Annotated in this window: 13 protein-coding genes; 11 read left to right on the plus strand and 2 right to left on the minus strand. The window is 45.6% G+C overall.

Annotation, left to right across the window (positions count from 1 at the left end; translation table 11 throughout):
• Positions 1-2: 2 nt before the first annotated feature.
• Together ICN38_RS10945 and recN are read left to right on the plus strand one after the other, a co-directional pair.
• Entirely contained in the window at positions 3-908 is a 906-nt protein-coding gene (locus ICN38_RS10945) for an NAD kinase (protein WP_216257130.1), read from the plus strand.
• A gap of 26 nt (positions 909-934) precedes the next feature.
• Positions 935-2,599 carry a DNA repair protein RecN gene (gene recN / locus ICN38_RS10950; RefSeq protein WP_216257131.1) on the plus strand — a complete coding sequence of 555 codons (1,665 nt, stop codon included), beginning with the start codon at positions 935-937 and terminating at the stop codon, positions 2,597-2,599.
• A gap of 5 nt (positions 2,600-2,604) precedes the next feature.
• On the opposite strand, the gene glnE is transcribed toward recN, so the two are convergent.
• Complete coding sequence (gene glnE / locus ICN38_RS10955; protein WP_216257132.1) at positions 2,605-5,418, minus strand: bifunctional [glutamate--ammonia ligase]-adenylyl-L-tyrosine phosphorylase/[glutamate--ammonia-ligase] adenylyltransferase; 2,814 nt, start codon at positions 5,416-5,418, stop codon at positions 2,605-2,607.
• An 80-nt stretch (positions 5,419-5,498) separates the two neighbouring features.
• Between glnE and ICN38_RS10960 the strand changes: the two genes are divergently transcribed.
• The 4 genes from ICN38_RS10960 to ICN38_RS10975 are packed head-to-tail and all read left to right on the plus strand — an operon-like array spanning position 5,499 to position 13,128.
• The gene (locus tag ICN38_RS10960) at positions 5,499-9,629 is read left to right on the plus strand and encodes a YhdP family protein (protein WP_216862759.1); all 4,131 of its coding nucleotides are present in this window, start codon (positions 5,499-5,501) and stop codon (positions 9,627-9,629) included.
• On the plus strand, positions 9,626-10,459 hold the full coding sequence (locus tag ICN38_RS10965) for a carbon-nitrogen hydrolase family protein (RefSeq protein WP_216257133.1): 834 nt from the start codon (positions 9,626-9,628) through the stop codon (positions 10,457-10,459). Before ICN38_RS10960 ends, ICN38_RS10965 begins: the two co-directional genes overlap by 4 nt.
• A 23-nt stretch (positions 10,460-10,482) precedes the next feature.
• The gene (tldD, locus tag ICN38_RS10970; protein WP_255562834.1) at positions 10,483-11,973 is read left to right on the plus strand and encodes a metalloprotease TldD; all 1,491 of its coding nucleotides are present in this window, start codon (positions 10,483-10,485) and stop codon (positions 11,971-11,973) included.
• Positions 11,974-12,003: 30 nt separating this feature from the next.
• Positions 12,004-13,128: a 3-deoxy-7-phosphoheptulonate synthase gene (locus ICN38_RS10975; protein ID WP_216257134.1), complete on the plus strand. Its 1,125-nt coding sequence runs from the start codon at positions 12,004-12,006 to the stop codon at positions 13,126-13,128.
• 42 nt (positions 13,129-13,170) lie between these two features.
• Here ICN38_RS10975 and ICN38_RS10980 read toward each other — a convergent pair whose 3' ends face one another.
• A complete protein-coding gene (locus ICN38_RS10980) occupies positions 13,171-13,740 on the minus strand; it encodes a cob(I)yrinic acid a,c-diamide adenosyltransferase (RefSeq protein ID WP_216257135.1) in 570 nt (189 codons plus the stop codon).
• Positions 13,741-13,767: 27 nt separating this feature from the next.
• Here ICN38_RS10980 and ICN38_RS10985 point away from each other — a divergent pair, with 27 nt between their 5' ends.
• Genes ICN38_RS10985 through proC form a run of 5 tightly spaced genes read left to right on the plus strand, consistent with a single transcriptional unit; the run spans position 13,768 to position 19,283 of the window.
• Positions 13,768-15,273: an FAD-linked oxidase C-terminal domain-containing protein gene (locus ICN38_RS10985; protein WP_370624401.1), complete on the plus strand. Its 1,506-nt coding sequence runs from the start codon at positions 13,768-13,770 to the stop codon at positions 15,271-15,273.
• Positions 15,273-16,424 carry a glycolate oxidase subunit GlcE gene (gene glcE / locus ICN38_RS10990; RefSeq protein ID WP_216257136.1) on the plus strand — a complete coding sequence of 384 codons (1,152 nt, stop codon included), beginning with the start codon at positions 15,273-15,275 and terminating at the stop codon, positions 16,422-16,424. Before ICN38_RS10985 ends, glcE begins: the two co-directional genes overlap by 1 nt.
• Before the next feature lie 8 nt (positions 16,425-16,432).
• A complete protein-coding gene (gene glcF, locus ICN38_RS10995) occupies positions 16,433-17,707 on the plus strand; it encodes a glycolate oxidase subunit GlcF (RefSeq protein WP_216257137.1) in 1,275 nt (424 codons plus the stop codon).
• The gene (locus ICN38_RS11000) at positions 17,704-18,429 is read left to right on the plus strand and encodes a YggS family pyridoxal phosphate-dependent enzyme (RefSeq protein ID WP_216257138.1); all 726 of its coding nucleotides are present in this window, start codon (positions 17,704-17,706) and stop codon (positions 18,427-18,429) included. Before glcF ends, ICN38_RS11000 begins: the two co-directional genes overlap by 4 nt.
• Entirely contained in the window at positions 18,426-19,283 is an 858-nt protein-coding gene (gene proC / locus ICN38_RS11005; protein WP_216257139.1) for a pyrroline-5-carboxylate reductase, read from the plus strand. Before ICN38_RS11000 ends, proC begins: the two co-directional genes overlap by 4 nt.
• The last annotated feature ends 5 nt before the right edge of the window (positions 19,284-19,288 follow it).

Below are 19,288 nucleotides of genomic sequence, written 5' to 3' on the forward strand. Positions count from 1 at the left end.
ATATGTTAAGCCCTTCCCCAAATTCCACCAACAAGGCATTTAGCCGAGTTGCGCTTGTCGGCAAATTTCAGGCAGATGGGATTGAGGAACGCCTTAAAGACCTGGCAAAGCTGGTTTCTGATCTAGGCTGTGAGGTCTTTATTGAAGCTGCGACCGCAGATCATCTCCAGCTGAAAGACTTCCCAACCAAGGTGGCGGATGATTTTGCCGGAGTAATTGATTTAGTAGTGGTTTTGGGTGGTGACGGGACAATGTTAGGAATTGGCCGTCAATTGGCTGGTATGAACGTCCCACTGGTAGGAATCAATATGGGGCGCCTGGGTTATATGACCGACATCCCCATTCAATCAGTGCAATCCATTCTTCCCAAAATTATTGCCGGTGAATACGAGGCAGATACCAGGACATTGTTAGATGCGGTCGTTTTGCGCAATGGTAAAGAATTGAATCGTGCCCTCGCCCTCAATGATGTAGTAGTAAATCGCTCTGGTATTTCAGGAATGGTGGAGCTAGCTGTGAACGTCAATGGCTCCTTCATGTACAACCAACGCTCTGATGGCTTGATTGTGTCAACACCGACTGGCTCAACCGCATATGCACTCTCCGCTGGCGGACCCATTCTTCATCCGCGTGTTGCTGGAATCTTACTTGCACCGATTGCACCACACTCTCTTTCTAATCGCCCAATTGTCTTACCAGCAGATTCCGAAACCATTATTGAAGTAGTTGATGGTCGTGAGGTGATTGTGAATTTTGATATGCAATCCCAAACTGAATTACAAAGTGGCGACAAAATTGAAGTACGCCAATCTAGTAAAACTATTACATTCCTTCATCCCTGCGGTCATAGCGACTACAAGACTTTGCGCGAGAAGCTTCACTGGAATGAATACCCATCGACATTTTGATGTCGTATTTTTTGCTACGCTAATACATGCTTCAAACTATCTCTCTTCGTGACTTTGTCATCGTCGATCAACTTGAACTAGATTTTGCTGCTGGTTTTACAGTCCTGACGGGCGAAACTGGTGCCGGTAAATCCATCTTGCTCGATGCGCTGAGCTTGGTATTAGGTGAGCGGGCGGACAGTAGTCAAATTCGTGAAGGCGCTAATCGCGCAGAAATTTCTGCTCTCTTCAGAATAGACCCAGAACAAACCTCCCACTTTAATAAATGGTTAGATGATCAAGGCTTTCCATTGGAGGATGATGGTCAAAGCCTCTTACTCAAAAGAACGGTAGAGGCAAATGGTCGGAGTCGCGCTTTTATTAATGGCAGCATTGCTACCGTGACCCAATTACGGGAAGCTGGGGATCAGTTGGTAGACATCCATGGCCAACATGCCCATCAACTACTTCTCAAGGGTGGTGCACAACGAGAGCTACTTGATCGTCATGCCGGACTACTTCCCCTGGCAATAGAGGTAGCCCAAGCCTTTAAAACCCTCAATGACTCTCGCCGCCGTTTAGAGCAAGCAGAAAATGCTGGGCAAGATATTGAGCGTGAACGTGAACGTCTCGAATGGCAGTTAGAGGAACTCACTGAGCTCTCTCCCATAGAAGGTGAGTGGATGAGTATTCAGAGTGAGCATGCCAGACTAGCGAATGGTGCCAAAATCATTGGCGGATGCCAAGAGGCTATCGAAACCTTAAGTGATGCTGAGAATTCAGTTGACTCCACATTATCTAAAGCCTCTAACACCATTAGCTCTTTAGCAGAGCACGATCCAGCGCTCAGTACGATTAGCGAGGCCCTAGCATCAGCACAGATTCAACTCGATGAGGCTATTCATGGGCTCAACCGCTATTTACAAAAAGTAGATTTAGATCCTGCGAGATTGGCACAAGTAGAAGACCGTATGCAAGCGCTTCATGGCGCTGCTCGCAAATACCGCAGTGAAGAGGATGCGCTACCAAAGTTATTGTTAGAAACTTCTGAACGCTTAGAGGCTCTAACGGCATCCCAAAATATCGATGCCCTACGAGAAAAAGTAAAAGCCGAAGAAGCTGCTTATTTAAAGATTGCAAAACAACTTTCACAAAAACGGAGTAAAGCAGCAACCGAGTTAGGTAAATTAGTGACCGATGGTATGCAAGATTTGTCCATGGCTGGTGGACAACTGGTAATTGCACTGACACCACTAAATGAAGGTGGTTCGAATGGCTTAGAGCAAATTGAGTTTTTAGTAGCGGGTCATGCTGGCAGTACGCCTAGATCATTAGCTAAAGTTGCTTCTGGAGGTGAGTTAGCTCGCATTAGTTTGGCCATTAGCGTCATTACCAGCAAGGCCTCATTTACTCCCACCTTAATTTTTGATGAAGTAGATGCCGGTATTGGTGGCGCTGTTGCTGAGACCGTAGGCAAACTCTTGCACCAACTCGGGCAATCTCATCAAATTTTGTGTGTCACCCATTTACCGCAAGTAGCCGCTCAAGGCAACCATCACCTCAAAGTCAGCAAGTCACAACACGCTGATAAAACCATATCTCAGGTTGAAATACTTGGAAGAACCGAGCGGGTAGAGGAAGTTGCTCGTATGCTGGGAGGTGCCACCATCACCGACACCACGCGCCGTCATGCACGTGAGTTATTGGGTTAAACAAATTACCCATTCGATTTTGGTAAAAATATCTCCTGCCATAGTGCCAGGACAGCATCCCTAGCAAGAATCATTTCAGGATTTCCTTCGAGAAGAACGCGGGTTTTTTCTGCGCCGTCTAAACGCAAACGATGCTGTTTAGATCGCAGCAAACGATAGGCATCACCGACTGATTGAGCGCTAGCTTGATCAATCAGTTTTAATTCTCCTGTGATCCTCAGTAAAGCAATATTTCCTAGGTTACCTATTAACTGAGGATGTTGATGGGCATAAGCTAGAACTAGAAATTGCACTATAAATTCAATATCCACCATGCCACCTGCATCGTGCTTTAAGTCAAACTCATTACTTGGATTGGGATGGCCTGCATGAACCTTGTGGCGCATCTCCAGTATTTCATTACGCAAATTGTCAACATTACGTTGCTGACTTAAGACTTCGGCACGTACACCATCAAATACTAGGCCTACGTTTGCATTGCCTGCAGAGCAACGCGCTCTTGTAAGCGCTTGATGTTCCCATACCCAGGCAGCGTTATCGCCTTCACGCATTTGATACTTTCTAAAAGCCTCGGCATTGGTCACTAAAAAACCTGCTGAACCATTGGGCCGAAGGCGTGTATCAATTTCAAATAAGCCGCCCGCAGCAGTAAAAGTAGTAAGCCAATTAATCATGCGCTTCGCAAGGAGCCCATAGATCTCACCAGCAGCATAGTCGGCTTCATCAGCCTCAAATAAAAATACTAAATCTAAATCTGAGGCGTATCCCAACTCCTTGCCGCCCAATTTTCCATAGGAAATAATGGCAAAAGGAGGAATGAAATGATCTGGTAAATCAAACTTTGACGCCACGCTTGGCCACACACGCTCAAAAGTAGTCTGCAAAATTAAATCAGCCAATGCGGAAAGATGGTCACTGACCTTTTCAACTGATAATGCTTGTTCTACTCCAATTCCTAAGTCAGCCAGCAAGGTGATAAAAGTTTCTGTGTGATGCGTGACCCGCAAGATATCCATGGCCTGCTCTGATCCATCTCCATTGGCCATCACATCATCAAGACGCATATTTAAATGGGCTTTGACATCACGCAAATACTCTTGGGGATTGTCAATTAAGGCTTTTTCTGTTCCTGAATTTAACAAGTAGTCCAGCAAATGGGGATGTCGAGTTAAATACTGCGCACCCCACTGAGAGGACTTTAGCAATGCCAAGACATTCGAGAGTGCCCTAGGATATTCAGCCAAGATAGATAAATAAGCGCTGCGCCGGGCAATGGCTTCGAGTAAATCAAAAAAACGTAAGAGCGTCGTGTCAGCATCGCTCGGTGGACTGCCATTGCCCTGCAAACTCTCGGTCGCCTTACGCATGAGCTTATTAAAAATAAGACGACTTTTTTCAGGCAACTGTCTTTGCTTTGGACTATCAAGCCAACCGTGCCATCTCTGGAAAGCCTGAGGAAAGAAGTTAGCATTAGGCTCCCAATCAAGTGCAACAGGAGCAAGATCTAGGCGAGTAGCATCATCTAGTAAGAAGGCTTTTTCAAAAAGATGTGCGACCTTATTTTGATGACGATCAAGCTCTGCCAACAAATCAGCCTCCTTTGCATCAGTAGACTCGAGCATCGATATCGCTAGGCGATGACGTGCAGACTCGTCCTCTGGAAGGTAATGGGTTTGCTGGTCATCCCAAACCTGAATACGATGCTCGAGGCGCCGAAGAAATAGATAAGCCGACTCCAGATCTTTTACCTCTTGCGCTGGCAAGCTGCCACACCGTTGAATAAGGCTCAGCACTCCTAAGGTTGGGCGCATCCTAAAACGAGGATCAGTACCCCCGCGCATTAACTGAAACATTTGCGCCAAAAACTCAATTTCACGAATACCGCCGCGGCCTAATTTAATATCACGGGAGCGGCCATGTCGACCCGATGATCGCTTCTCCGCCTCCAACTGAATCTGCGCATGCAAGTCACGTATCGAAGCCATCACCCCGTAATCAAGATGCCGACGATATACAAAAGGACGAATCAGTTGCTCAAGTTCTTTTTCACAATGCGCATAAGAGGCGGAGCTTGGCATAGGTGCAATTAAGCGCCCCTTGATCCAGGCATAGCGCTCCCATTCGCGACCCTGAACCAGTAGATATTCTTCAAGCATGTCCAAGCTACAAACCAGTGGACCAGAATCGCCATTTGGACGCAAACGCATATCTACCCGAAACACAAAACCATTAGCATCATGCTCCGAAAGAAGCTTGATTAAACGCTTTCCCATAAGGGTGAACCACTCGTGGTTCGAAAGACTTTTCTCTGCCCCTACTGTCTCACCTTCGTATTCATAAAGAAAAATTAAATCAATATCTGAGGAAAGGTTGAGCTCGAGGCCACCCAATTTCCCCATACCCACCACCATTAAGGGCATTTCAGAATCGGTAGTTTTGCTCCAAGGCAGCCCAAAACGAGCTTGCAAATCAATGCGTATAAAAGCAATCGAATCAGAAACTGCTATTTCAGCAAAATGGCTAAGGCTATGGGTGACCTCTTCTAGGCTAGCCATGCCATTGAGATCACGAAACGCTACCCATAGCATTAAACGCTGCCGAGCTAGCCGTAAATTGGCCATGAACTCGGCCTCATCCTGAGCTTGCCTATCTGAGGATACTTTGCAGGCAGACAGCAAATCCTCAATACCCTGTATATCAATTTCTTGCCGTCCACAGACCCGTAACCACTCGATCCATTCAGGGTGCGCGCTCAGCCAACGGCGCGCATAAGTGGAGTGCTCCTGCAAAAATTCGATTTGTTGCGAAAATTCATTCATTTCCCCCATCTTAATCCGAGCCCAGAACTGGATAGGCAGAAGCTTGGTGGTCAACCATGGGCTGACGGATAATAGAGTCCATGCTGGAAAACATCATCCCGCCTCGCCTCAAAGGTGTATTTGCAAAACGCCCGCCAGGTTCAGGCCAAACTTGGCGTAAGCGCGCTTACATTCTTGCTGGCCTCGTGCTGGCCTTATTTGTCATTGGCCATTTCGGAGTTCGCTTTGTACTTTGGCCTCAAATAGAAAAATCTAAAGCATCTATTGAAAGGTTGATTAGCGCCCGTATTGGTGCCGATGTAACGATGGATAAGTTAGAAGTCTCATGGACGTGGATCCGACCCAGCTTTGAACTAGAGGGGCTTCGTTTTAATGGCTCCGATCAATCGAAGCCGTTATTGTTCATCCAGAAAATTAATGGGGAGTTGAGCTGGAATTCTTTTTACCATTTGGCACCGTATTTTCATGAGCTAAATTTTCAAGGCGCGCAAATTTACGTTCAACGTGATAGCAAAGGCCAAGTCACAGTAGCAGGCATCCCCATTCATGGCAAGACTGATGATTACACTGCTGAAAATTGGCTCTTTGCACAAAATGATATCAACATTAATGACGTCAAATTAATTTGGGATGACCAAAAAAGCCAGAAACTATTAAGTACTATTGATATTCAAAATCTCACTCTTAGCAATGGCATTCGGAGACACAAAGGCGCCCTGACAGCGACTACACCCTGGACTAAGGGTCCTGTGGAGATCAAAGTAGACTTTGCTCACCGCCTTACTGGACAAGCAGGTAATTGGCGTAATTGGATTGGGGCGATTGAATGGGATTTAAATGATATTAACCTTACCCAAATTGCTAAAGAGTTCAAGCTTCGCCCCAATACCCTAGAGGGCATCCTTAGCTCCAAGGGAAAACTGAACATTGATAACAGTAAGCCTGATGGGGGTGAGATCTATCTAGCCGCAGATAAGCTCATCATTCAATTATCCAAAGATGAGGATGCAATCGCGCTGGGAAGATTAGAAACAAACCTCTTCCAAGAAACGATTGACGGAATGATTACTGTTACCACGAAAACCTTTGCGTGGCGTGAAATTGATGGGCCCAAAAATGCGCCTTTAGAAAACTTAAGCCCCATGACTTTCCGGTGGCGACCCCCTGGCCCTGATGGGGAAATTAAAGAGTTTGGTTTTTCTTCACCCAAAATTTTGGTGGAAGATGTTGCCTTGTTTGCACTCAATCTGCCGCTCTCTAAAAATGTACATCGCTGGATTAAAGACTCTCATGCTGATGGAGAATTACAAAACTTAGACATTAATTGGTCCGAAAGCAAATCACCGCTGGCTGCCCTCAATATTCCAGGTGGTTGGTTTAAATCCAATAAATTAGATTTCAATATCAGCACCAAACTCATTAATCTCAGCTTTACGGGTATTAATAAGAACATGCCTTCAGTTACTAATCTCTCTGGGTTTTTGACAGGCAATCAAAATCAGGGGAGCTTTAGCGTAAATTCCAATAATCTTGACTTAGATATTAAAGGTCTACTAGCAGATCCCAAAATTCAGCTAGACCAAGCAAAAGGCCAAATCACGTGGACAAAAACGAAGGGGAACTGGGTTGTCAGCGCTCAAGATCTTGCTTTAAGCAATTCGGAATTAACAACAAACTTAGACCTTAACTATGTTATCGGGGCTGGCGGGCAAGCTGACCTCCTGTCTTTAGATATGAGCTTTCCAAGGGCCAAACTCACTACCGCCCACCGCTACCTGCCTGTAGATATGGATGAGGATACTACTCACTATTTGAGTAAAGCATTTAGTTCAGGAAGTATTCAAAACGGCAAGCTACATATCAAAGGTGATCCTAAAAAAATTCCTTATCCTAAAGGTAGTGAAGGCGAGTTCACATTAAATCTACCAGTGACTGGAGTGACTTATAGCCCAGTGCCAACCCTGCCAAGCAATCAAGGCGTATGGCTAGCATTTAATAATGTCGATGGTGTCATCGCAATGAAAAACGAATTGCTCACGATAGACATTAATCAAGGGAGCTTTAAACAAGTGGCCCTTAGTAAATTCCATGCAGAAATTCCGAGCGTCAGCGCCAAGCAATTGATGCTGAACGTAAATGGCAACGCTCAGGGGGAGATGTCTCAAATGCTCGACTATGTGCTCGCCTCACCAGTAGGAAAACAGCAGCCCAATTTAGAAAAGCATTTACATGCTTCTGGCAATGCCAGCCTTGATCTTGGCTTGAAAATTCCGCTTTCAGGCAACGCTGATACGAGTATTGATATGAAACTCACCCTTCCAGGCAACAAGGTTCAATGGGGTGACATACCACCCCTTGAAAACCTAAAGGGGAAAATTCGCATTACCGATACCAATCCAGAATTTGATGATGTGACTGCTAACTTTTTAGGTGGCTCCCTTAAAATTGCTACCTCACCCTCGACTCCAGGGAATCAGAATTACAGTATCACTGGTGATATTCAAGCAAACTTTATTAAGAATTATTTTGCAACTCATGCAAATCATCAAGTAAATGCGCTGACAAAGGCGCTAAGTGGTTCAATCAAATATGATGGCAATCTCAATTTTTCTAAAGCCGGTGGTGAAACAAATTTGAAATTTGATATGCGGAACTTTGGCAGTGCAGCCCCATACCCAGCCTCCAAAGCAGTTGGTCTTCCTATGAGTGGACAGCTCACCCTGAAAAATACCCAGGCTAATAAAACAAATCCAAGCAACATTAGTTGGGCTGGAAAAATGGGTGATCTGTATGCCGTACAAGGTGTACTGGGGTCTGATAATGAAGTTCGTGCGGCCTTAGGAATAGGTGGTCCAGCCAACCTTCCACAACAAGGGTTTAGCCTCAATCTACTGCTCAATGAGTTGAACTTTGATGCATGGCATGAATTTTTTGACAGCCAACATAAATCTGCTGCTGCTCAAGAAACGCATCGCTCAAGTAGTGGCAGTTCTCAAATCACAGCTCAGATCAAAAAACTGACTGCTTTTGAACACAATTGGAATGATGTGGGCATTATCAGTAACCAAAAGAATGGTGCTTGGCAAATACGTCTTCTCTCGCAGCAGGCTGCTGGGCAAATTCAATTCCAAGAAGCAAATCAAGATCACCCCAATGGTTTACTCAGTGGCTCGATGAGTCGACTACGAATGACTGAAGATGCCGCCAATGTATTACCCAAGACCTCTACTGGCACCACTACCAATCAAAAAGTTCTTGAGCCAAACGACATCCCAAGCTTAGATTTAACGATCGAGGATTTTGCGTGGTCTAGGGCACTTCTAGGGCAAGTCAAAATCAAAGCCATATCAAGCAACAATGTATTGAAGTTGGATTCTTTTCAAACAAATAATCCGCAAGCTTCCACTAATACATCTGGCCAATGGACAGGAGCAACGCAAAACCAAGCCGATCATACGCAAATTAAAGTCAGCAGTAATGTTAAAGATGCTGGTCAACTGATTGCTCACTGGAGTCCACAGAAGTCGGTAGAGGGCGGTCAAGGACTGGTTACAGCGAATGCCCAATGGGATGGCTCTCCTTTTAACCCGCAATATGAAACCCTTACAGGGAAGGCCAACCTCAGCCTTACCAAAGGACGCTTGCTTGAAGTTGATACCAGTGGCGCCCAACTCTTAGATGTACTGAGTTTGCAAAGTCTATTTAAGTTTGCTACCTTAGATTTACAAGGCAGCGTTGGTGGCATTGCCAGCAAAGGAACCACTTTTAGCTCGATCAATGGTGGATTTGATATCAATAACGGGATTGCACAAACGAAGGAATTTTCAATGCAGCTTGATCAAGCTCGTGTAGCCATGATTGGCCAAATTAATCTTGCTAAGCAAACTCAAGATCTGCGCGTGACGGTTTTCCCTACGATTGATGCTACCGCTGGCTCACTAGCTGCTTTTGCAATTAACCCCCTCATTGGATTGGGCGCACTTTTGGGTCAGTACTTAATTACCAGCCAAATTAATCGTAATTTTCAGTCGGACTATTTAGTTCAGGGATCCTGGACAGATCCGGAGATCATTCTCCTTGATCCAAAGGGCCAGCCGATTGATCCCAAAACGCTAGACACCATTCGCAGCAAAGAACTGCTGAGGGAACAAAGTAAGCCAGCTCCTATCAACCCTCCCAATACTCCAAGTAATCAACCTACACCCTCATGAGCACAGATAATCATTTGGCAACACTCAATATCGCTGCTATTCAAATGGTGTCGACGCCTGACATTCAATTCAACTTGGAAACAGCCAGTGGCTTCATTTCGCAAGCAGCCAAAGGAGGCGCGCAACTTGCCGTGCTCCCAGAATACTTTTGTTTAATGGGCTTAAAAGATACTGATAAAGTACGCGCTCGTGAACGTTATCGTCATGGCCCTATTCAGGAACGACTCTGCGCGATTGCCAAAGAAAATAATATCTATTTAATAGCTGGTACGATTCCACTCGAGGCAAGCGATCCTCAAAAAGTTCTTAACACCACCTTGGTCTTTGATCCACAAGGTCAAAATATTGGGCGTTACGACAAAATTCATTTATTTGACTTTCAGACTGAAAATGAACGCTATCAAGAATCTGAAACGATTGAAGCTGGCAATGTACCCGGTTTGCTAAATATTAATATTGATGGTCAAGAATGGGTTTTAGGTCTGAGCATTTGTTACGACCTGCGCTTCCCAGAACTGTACCGCGCCCTTGGTCAAGTCGATTGCCATGTAATTCCTGCAGCTTTTACTTACACCACTGGCAAAGACCATTGGGAGATTCTCCTACGTGCTCGCGCGATTGAAAATCAATGCTATGTCTTAGCTTCTGCACAAGGTGGAACCCACCTCAATCAACGCCGCACCTGGGGTCATAGCATGCTGATTGATCCTTGGGGTGAGGTTCTCGCTGACCTTCCTGAAGGTGAGGGCTTTATTTCTGGGGTTTTATGCAAAGATAAATTAAACGATGTACGCTCTACGTTACCCGCTCTTGCACATCGCAAGCTGTAACCACTGAAAGACCTTCACACTCAATGAATGCACCAGAAGCACTGTTTCCCAGCAGTTGGACTAAAGCTAAAAAACAAGCAGATCTCCTCAAAGTAGCTAAATCGATTTTGCTCGAGCCGACTGGTCTTACAGAGCAAGATCTTCATCGCACTTTTGGTGACATGTTTACGCATCGCTTAGATGATGCCGATCTTTATTTTCAACATACTCGCAGCGAAAGTTGGAGTCTTGAAGAGGGAATTGTTAAATCTGGTAGTTTTAATATTGATCAAGGCGTTGGAGTACGGGCAATTTATGGAGATAAAACTGCTTTTGCCTATTCAGATGAGATTAACCTCGAGGCTCTTAGTAAAGCCGCTAAGGCAACGCGTGTCATTGGACCGCAAGGTGGTAGGCAGGCAGTTGTAAGCAAACTCTTTAATCCTGTCTCGAATAAGTTGTACTCCGATATCAATCCTTTGAACTCCCTGCAACCTAAAGAAAAGATTGCATTACTGGAAAGTATTGAGAAACGCGCAAAAGCGCGAGATCCTCGCATCATTCAGGTCATGGCAAGTCTTGCTGGTGAATTTGATGTGGTCTTAGTAGTCCGTGCCGATGGCTTGCTTGCTGCAGATATTCGTCCACTAGTGCGAGTTTCAGTACATGTAATTGCCGAACAAAATGGTCGTCGTGAATCTGGATCATCCGGCGGTGGAGCAAGACATGACTATCAATATTTTGATACGACCCTGATTAATCGCTATGTAGATGAAGCAGTAGATGGCGCCTTAGTAAACCTAGAGTCACGCCCTGCACCTGCTGGCCCAATGACGGTAGTAATGGGACCAGGATGGCCTGGCGTACTTTTGCATGAAGCTGTCGGTCATGGACTAGAGGGTGACTTTAACCGCAAAGGTTCCTCAGCATTTGCTGGCCGCATCGGTCAACGCGTTGCCGCTAAAGGTGTCACGGTTGTCGATGATGGCACTCTCTCAGGACGCAGAGGTTCTCTCAATATTGATGATGAAGGAACGCCGACTCAATGCACCACCTTAATTGAAGATGGCATTTTAAAGGGCTATATTCAAGATAGCCTTAATGCACGACTGATGAAAATGCCACTCACTGGTAATGGTCGTCGCGAAAGTTTTGCTTCATTACCAATGCCCCGCATGACAAATACTTATATGTTGGCCGGCAAAGATGATCCCAAAGAGATTGTTGCCAGCATTAAACGTGGTCTGTATGCAGTCAACTTTGGTGGTGGGCAAGTAGACATTACGAGTGGAAAATTTGTGTTTTCAGCCTCAGAAGCCTACTGGGTAGAGAACGGAAAAATTCAGTACCCAGTGAAAGGGGCGACCATCATCGGAAGTGGCCCTGAATCCCTTAAGCAGGTCTCCATGATTGGAAATGACCTCAAATTAGATAGCGGCGTCGGGGTCTGCGGTAAGGAAGGACAAAGCGTTCCAGTGGGGGTTGGACAGCCCACTTTACGGATTGACAGCCTCACAGTCGGTGGCACTGCCTAATATTAGCCAATTACGGCTTAAAATAGCCGTATGAGCCAACAAAATACTAATCCCGCTAATTGGTACTCCGTCGTTGATAAAACGTCGGATACCGATGATCAACGCATTCACGACATTACTGTTCTACCCCCGCCAGAGCATTTGATTCGCTTTTTCCCAATCTCGGGAACGCCAACTGAAGCGCTGATCAGCAAAACTCGTAAAAAAATTCGCGACCTTATTCACGGCAAAGATGATCGTTTATTAGTCATCATTGGGCCATGCTCCATTCATGATCCCAGAGCAGCCTTGGAGTACTGTCAGCGTCTTTTGGTGGAGAGAAAACGTTTTGCCGGTGAATTAGAAATTGTGATGCGCGTGTATTTTGAAAAACCACGCACGACTGTTGGCTGGAAGGGTTTGATCAATGACCCTTACTTAGATGAGAGCTATCGGATTGAAGAAGGCCTGCGACTTGCTCGCCAAGTGCTGATGGAAATTAATCGCCTTGGTATGCCAGCGGGTAGTGAATTTTTGGATGTGATTTCTCCGCAATATATCGCCGACCTTATTTCATGGGGTGCGATTGGTGCGCGTACTACTGAGAGTCAAGTCCATCGTGAACTTGCCTCTGGTCTTTCTGCGCCAATTGGTTTTAAGAATGGTACTGATGGCAATATTAAAATTGCTACTGATGCAATTCAAGCAGCTGGTCGTCCACACCATTTCCTTTCTGTTCACAAGAATGGTCAAGTTGCGGTTGTGGAAACCAAAGGTAATAAAGATTGTCATGTTATTTTGCGTGGTGGTAAAGAGCCGAACTATGAAGCGCAATATGTTCAAGCAGCCTGCTCTGAGCTAGAAGCTGCAAAGCTTCCAGGCAGTTTGATGGTTGACTTGTCACATGCAAACTCCAGTAAAAAGCATGAGCGTCAAATCATTGTTGCTGATGATATTGCCAAGCAAATTGAATCTGGATCAAACCAAATCTTTGGTGTCATGATTGAAAGTCATCTCAATGATGGCGCACAAAAATTTACCCCAGGAAAAGATGATCCAGCTAATTTAGAATACGGTAAGAGTATTACGGATGCCTGCATCAACTGGGATGATTCAGTCAAAGTACTTGAGCGTCTAGCTACCGCTGTTAAGAAACGCAGAAGCAAGAAGAAGTAAGCGTCATTAAATCAGGCAAGCTTGATGAAAAAAGAGACTAGATTACTTAGTCTCTTTTTTTTCGTGCTTCCACAGCACATCACATCCACCAGCAGCACGATTCAGAATACGTGCCAAAACAAATAATAAATCCGATAAGCGATTGACATACTGGCGCGGCGAATCATATAAAGGTTCAACCCAGCCTAAACGCACAATCGAACGTTCTGCTCTTCTGCAAACCGTGCGACATACATGAGCTTGTGCTGCTGCACGTGTTCCACCTGGCAAAATGAATTCCGTTAGAGGAGGAAGTTCCTTGTTGTACTTTTCTAACCAGACATCAAGCTGAGCGACATGCTCAGGCTTCAGTAACTTGTAATTGGGAATACAAAGTTCCCCACCTAAATCAAATAAATCGTGCTGGACTTGCAAAAAAAGTTTTTTAAGTTCGGCATCAAGGCTTTCAGGGATCTCCTCGGTCATCAAAACACCGATTTCTGAGTTCAACTCATCTACATCACCCATGGCGCAAATCCGCAAATGATCCTTCTCTACACGGCTGCCATCGCCTAGGCCAGTCATCCCAGCATCGCCCGTTCTAGTGGCTATTTTTGATAATCGATTTCCCATAAGCTTGATTATAGGTAAGTGGCTAAAATGATTCCTATGAATATGCTGACCCCGCCCCCCGATCTAGCTGCTATTAGCGCTCTTCAGTTCAAACTGGTTTCTTCCCTGCGTCCCATCCTCCCGGATCATGCCCTGCTTTGGGAGCCTGAGGATACGATCCCCTACGAATGCGATGGTCTAGCCGCTTATCGCAGGATGCCTTTAGCAGTAGCCCTTCCGGAAACCGAAGAGCAAGTTGCTCAAATCCTCAAGATTTGCTTTGAAATGCAAATTCCGGTGGTACCACGCGGATCCGGCACGGGACTTTCCGGTGGCGCTATGCCAATTTCTCAAGGTTTGGTTCTGTCTCTAGCCAAGCTCAAGAAAATTGTCAGCATTGATCCCTTTACCCGAACTGCTGTTGTTCAACCTGGCGTTCGTAATTTAGCAATCTCTGAAGCAGTTGCGCATCATGGCCTTTACTACGCTCCAGATCCCTCCTCTCAAATTGCTTGTTCCATTGGTGGCAACGTCAATGAGAACTCTGGTGGTGTTCATTGTTTGAAGTATGGCCTCACCCTTCACAATGTACTGCGTGTTCGCGGCGTTTTAATGAATGGTGAGATTGTGGAATTTGGCAGTCTTGCTCCAGACTCTCCTGGACTTGATTTACTAGCCATCATGATGGGTAGCGAGGGCATGTTGGCGGTAGTCACTGAAGTCACTGTCAAACTCATTGCCAAACCAAAATTGGCACGCGTGATTATGGCCAGCTTTGACGATATTGAAAAAGGTGGAAATGCCGTTGCTGCCATTATTGCTGCCGGCATTATTCCCGCTGGTTTAGAGATGATGGACAAAGCTACAACCCGCGCCGTTGAAGAATTTGTTCATGCTGGATATGACTTAGAAGCCACTGCAATATTGCTGTGCGAGTCTGATGGCACGCCTGAAGAAGTTGCCGAAGAAATAGCCCGTATGACTAAGGTTCTAGAGGAATCTGGCGCTAGCGGTATTCGGATTTCTAAAGATGAGGCTGAGCGCCTTAAATTTTGGAGTGGCCGCAAAAACGCTTTCCCCGCAGCTGGGCGTTTAGCAGCAGACTACTACTGTATGGATGGCACTATTCCACGCCGACATATTGCCACCTTACTCAAGCGTATCCAGGGTATGGAAATTAAATATGGCTTAGGGTGTCTCAATGTATTTCATGCTGGTGATGGCAACATGCATCCACTGATTTTGTTTAATGGTGCCGATCAAGATGAATGGCACCGCGCGGAAGATTTTGGTACTGAAATCTTAGAAGCCTGTGTTGAGTTGGGTGGAACAATTACTGGCGAACATGGAGTTGGCATCGAAAAGATTAACTCCATGTGCGTTCAATTTGGTGAAGGTGAGCGTGAGTCATTTTGGGGAGTCAAGAGTGCATTCGACCCAGAAAAATTACTTAATCCTGATAAGGCTATCCCCACACTAAATCGTTGTGCAGAATATGGTCGCATGCGGATCAGTGGGGGCAAGCTCCCCCACCCAGATTTGGAGCGCTTCTAATGAGTTCCGGCAGCGACAATCCTGCAATCAAGGTATTCCAAGAGCAAATCCTCAATGCGGCGAATAGCAAGCAAACTCTTTCCATCCAAGGTGGTGGAACAAAGTCTTGGTACGGCAATACAAATCAATATACAAAGTTAGATGCTCGTACTTATTCTGGAATCTTGGAATATCAACCAGAAGAATTAGTCATTACTGCATGTGCAGGAACTTCTTTAAAAGAAATTGAAGCAGTTCTGCATGAGAAGAATCAAGTTCTTGCATGTGAGCCCCCACACTTTGGTGCAGACGCCACTTTTGGCGGCGCTATTGCTGCAGGTCTTTCTGGCCCTGGTCGTATTAGTGTTGGCAATTTCCGAGACTTTGTCTTGGGTGCCCGCATTCTGGATGGCAAAGGACAAGATTTGTCTTTTGGCGGCAAAGTCATGAAGAACGTAGCGGGTTATGACGTTTCGCGTCTACTACCAGGATCAATGGGTACGCTCTCTTTACTTTTAGAAGCGTCAGTCAAAGTACTGCCTAAACCAGCTGCTACTGCTACGCTACGCTGCCAAATTTCTCAAGCGCAAGCACTCAAGTTTCTGAATGAATGGGCTGGTCAGCCGCTGCCCCTCTCAGCAAGCTGCTGGATTGGTCAAGGCATGGGCGGCGATGGAGAGTTAAGCATTCGCTTAGCTGGCGCTGCTGCAGCGGTTCAAGCTGCTATTCCACTAATGAGCTCCTTAGTACTTGCAAGTGAAGTTGATCCGCAAATAGCTCAAACGTTTTGGAATGATTTACGTGAACAAAAATTGTCTGTTTTTGACCATCTTGGGAGCGATCAAACCTTATATCGATTAGCCCTCCCCGCTGCATGTGGCTCCTTAAATATTCCTAATGCAGATCCTGAAATCGTATTGGAGTGGCATGGGCAACAACGCTGGATAAAAGCCCCAGGTGATGCAGTTACATTTGATGCCATCAAAAAATTAGCAACTGCGAATGGTGGCCATGCAACTCGTTTTAAGCAAGGCAGCAATATTGACGCTTCTTTTCAACGCTTTACTTTACTTAGCGAACAAGCGCACTCCAAAGCACTTGAACTTGTTCAGGCTCGTCTGCGATCTACTTTTGATCCAGCAGGCGTATTTGCCACCTCCCGCCTTCCTTAAGTAGCCCTATGCAAACTCAACTCGCCCCTCAATTTGCTAATACCCCAGAAGGTATAGAAGCAGAACGCATTTTAGGTAAATGTGTTCACTGCGGTTTTTGTACCGCAACCTGCCCCACCTACCAATTACTTGGCGATGAACTCGATGGTCCGCGTGGACGAATCTATCTCATTAAACAAATTGCAGAAGGCCAAGCGCCTACTGAAAAAACTCGTCTGCATTTAGATCGCTGCCTGACATGTCGTAATTGTGAAAGCACTTGCCCAAGCGGCGTGCAATATGGAAAGTTAATTGATATTGGCCGTCAATGGGCAGAAGAAAATACGCCTAAGCGCCCCTTAGGACAGAGGCTCACTCGCTGGGCTCTCAAAGAAGGTCTCACGAAACCAGCATTATTTAATTCTGCGATGGCCTTGGGTCGCCTCATGCGTCCGCTGATGCCGCACGGCATTAAACGCAAGATTCCAAAACTAAAGAATAAGGCGCATGCACCAAGCACTAATCCCCATACTAGACCGACGCATCATCATGATCGCAAGATGATCATCCTAGAAGGATGTGTACAGCCTGGCATGCTTCCAAATATTAATTCGGCAACTGCACGTGTCCTCGATGCACTCAAGATAGAATTAATTAGTGCTCCAAATGCAACTTGTTGTGGTGCCTTGCGCTTCCATCTTAACCATCAAGCTGGTGGCTTAGATAACGCCAGACAAAATATTGATGCATGGTGGCCTCTAGTAGAACAAGGAATTGAGGCTATTGTGATGACAGCATCGGGCTGTGGCGTAATGGTAAAAGACTATGTTCATCTTCTTGCCGGTGATTCAAAATATGCTGCTAAGGCTCAAAAGATTTCTGATCTGACTAAAGATATTTCAGAAATACTTCCAGGTCTACAAACAGAATTGGTTGAACTCATTGGTAATGATCCTAAGCCGGGTGTGGTTTACCATCCTCCCTGCACTTTGCAACATGGCCAACAAATTCGCGGCAATGTAGAAGCCTTGTTAACCAGCATTGGTATTGGCGTGCGTTTATGTACTGATAGCCATCTGTGCTGTGGCTCAGCGGGAACCTACTCGGTTACACAACCAGAGCTCTCAGAGCAATTACGTAAAAATAAATTAGCCCATTTAAATACCGCTTGTGAAGAATTTGATGCCGATGTCATCGTTTCTGGAAACATTGGCTGCATCACCCATCTGCAACAAGAAGATAGACCTGTATTGCATTGGATTGAAATGGTTGATCAGCTTCTGAGTAAAAGAACATCGCAGTGAACTCTATCATTGCGAACCTCATGCAAGTTCGACAGCGTATTGAACTTGCCGCCTTAGCTGCAAAACGCGAGCCTGAAGATGTAGAGCTATTAGCAGTAAGTAAAACATTTCCAGCTAGCGCCATTGAAGAAGCGATGCATGCCGGTCAATCTGCATTTGGCGAAAACTATGTCCAAGAAGGAATTGAAAAAATTGTGCAACTCGCCAAACTACGTCCTTGGTTAGTATGGCACTTTATAGGTCCACTTCAAAGTAATAAAACCAGAGAAGTAGCAGAGCATTTTGATTGGGTTCACAGTATTGACCGCTTGAAGATTGCAGAACGGCTTTCTACTCAACGAGGTGAATTTTCTGATTTAGCACCTTTACAGCTTTGCGTTCAAGTGAATGTCAGTGCTGAAGACAGTAAGAGTGGCGTAGCTCTCGCCGAAGCCAAAGCACTGTGTCAGGAAATTGCAAAATTACCTAACGTCATCCTAAGGGGTTTAATGGCTATTCCAGCCCCAAATGCTGATCCTGCATTACAGCGTCAAGCTTTTACTGCAGTACGCGATTGTTTTATTGGTATTTTGGCTGCTAATTCCGCGGATCTAGGCTTTCAATTTTTTGATACCCTTTCTATGGGCATGTCCGATGATTTAGAGTCGGCCATTGCCGAAGGCAGCACCATGGTTCGTGTGGGAACTGCTATTTTTGGGAAGCGGGATAAAATTCACCCATGAGCATCAAGATTAACGCCAACGCCCATATCACCTTCATCGGAGGTGGCAATATGGGCCGCGCCCTCATTAGCGGTCTGCTAGCAAATGGTTTTAATGCCAATCAAATTTCAGTTGTAGAAGCCAATACCACCACTGCACAAAATCTTCAGAATGATTTCAAGGTGAAAATGATTAGTGCTCTAGAAAATATTGCTTTTGACTTTGCTAAAAATAATGTCGTAGTCATGGCTATCAAACCACAAGATTTCAATACTGCTGCTAAAGGACTGGCAACCAAGCTAAAGCATGCCTCAGCACAAAGTCCATTGGTACTCAGTATTGCCGCTGGTATTCGTCTTGGTGATATGAGCCGCTGGTTAGATCAGAAGCGTTGCGTGCGCGCCATGCCCAATACTCCTGCGCTCATTGGTAAAGGCATTACCGGTCTCTTTGCTAATGCGGATATCAATACAGATGACCGCGCCTTAGCGGAAACCATTTGTAATGCTGTTGGCCAATCCGTTTGGGTTACCGATGAAAAGTTGATGGATGCCGTTACTGCTGTTTCTGGCAGTGGCCCTGCTTATGTTTTTGCATTCTTAGAAGCGCTGCAATCTGCTGGTGAAAAATTAGGCTTAGATACACATACCGCTCGCAAGTTAGCCTACGCCACTCTTGAGGGCGCTACTCAGCTAGCGCAAAACTCTAGTGAATCTGCCAGCGTATTACGTGAAAGAGTGACATCCAAAGGTGGAACTACTGCAGCCGCTCTAGAAGTTTTAAATCAAGATGGTTGGTATGCAATTTTAGAAAAAGCCATTACCGCTGCAGATCAGCGCGGCAAAGTCATGGGTGATGAATTAGGTAAGAGTTAAGCTCA

Origin of the sequence: Polynucleobacter sp. AP-Melu-500A-A1, from assembly GCF_018882125.1 — a bacterium.
Taxonomy (GTDB): Bacteria; Pseudomonadota; Gammaproteobacteria; order Burkholderiales; family Burkholderiaceae; genus Polynucleobacter.

Excerpts from the sequence above, each read along its gene's own strand:
- ICN38_RS10945 (WP_216257130.1), top strand. The coding sequence starts at position 3 with ATGTTAAGCCCTTCCCCAAATTCCACCAACAAGGCATTTAGCCGAGTT.
- recN (WP_216257131.1), top strand. The coding sequence starts at position 935 with ATGCTTCAAACTATCTCTCTTCGTGACTTTGTCATCGTCGATCAACTT.
- glnE (WP_216257132.1), bottom strand. The coding sequence starts at position 5,418 with ATGAATGAATTTTCGCAACAAATCGAATTTTTGCAGGAGCACTCCACT.
- ICN38_RS10960 (WP_216862759.1), top strand. The coding sequence starts at position 5,499 with ATGCTGGAAAACATCATCCCGCCTCGCCTCAAAGGTGTATTTGCAAAA.
- ICN38_RS10965 (WP_216257133.1), top strand. The coding sequence starts at position 9,626 with ATGAGCACAGATAATCATTTGGCAACACTCAATATCGCTGCTATTCAA.
- tldD (WP_255562834.1), top strand. The coding sequence starts at position 10,483 with ATGAATGCACCAGAAGCACTGTTTCCCAGCAGTTGGACTAAAGCTAAA.
- ICN38_RS10975 (WP_216257134.1), top strand. The coding sequence starts at position 12,004 with ATGAGCCAACAAAATACTAATCCCGCTAATTGGTACTCCGTCGTTGAT.
- ICN38_RS10980 (WP_216257135.1), bottom strand. The coding sequence starts at position 13,740 with ATGGGAAATCGATTATCAAAAATAGCCACTAGAACGGGCGATGCTGGG.
- ICN38_RS10985 (WP_370624401.1), top strand. The coding sequence starts at position 13,768 with ATGATTCCTATGAATATGCTGACCCCGCCCCCCGATCTAGCTGCTATT.
- glcE (WP_216257136.1), top strand. The coding sequence starts at position 15,273 with ATGAGTTCCGGCAGCGACAATCCTGCAATCAAGGTATTCCAAGAGCAA.
- glcF (WP_216257137.1), top strand. The coding sequence starts at position 16,433 with ATGCAAACTCAACTCGCCCCTCAATTTGCTAATACCCCAGAAGGTATA.
- proC (WP_216257139.1), top strand. The coding sequence starts at position 18,426 with ATGAGCATCAAGATTAACGCCAACGCCCATATCACCTTCATCGGAGGT.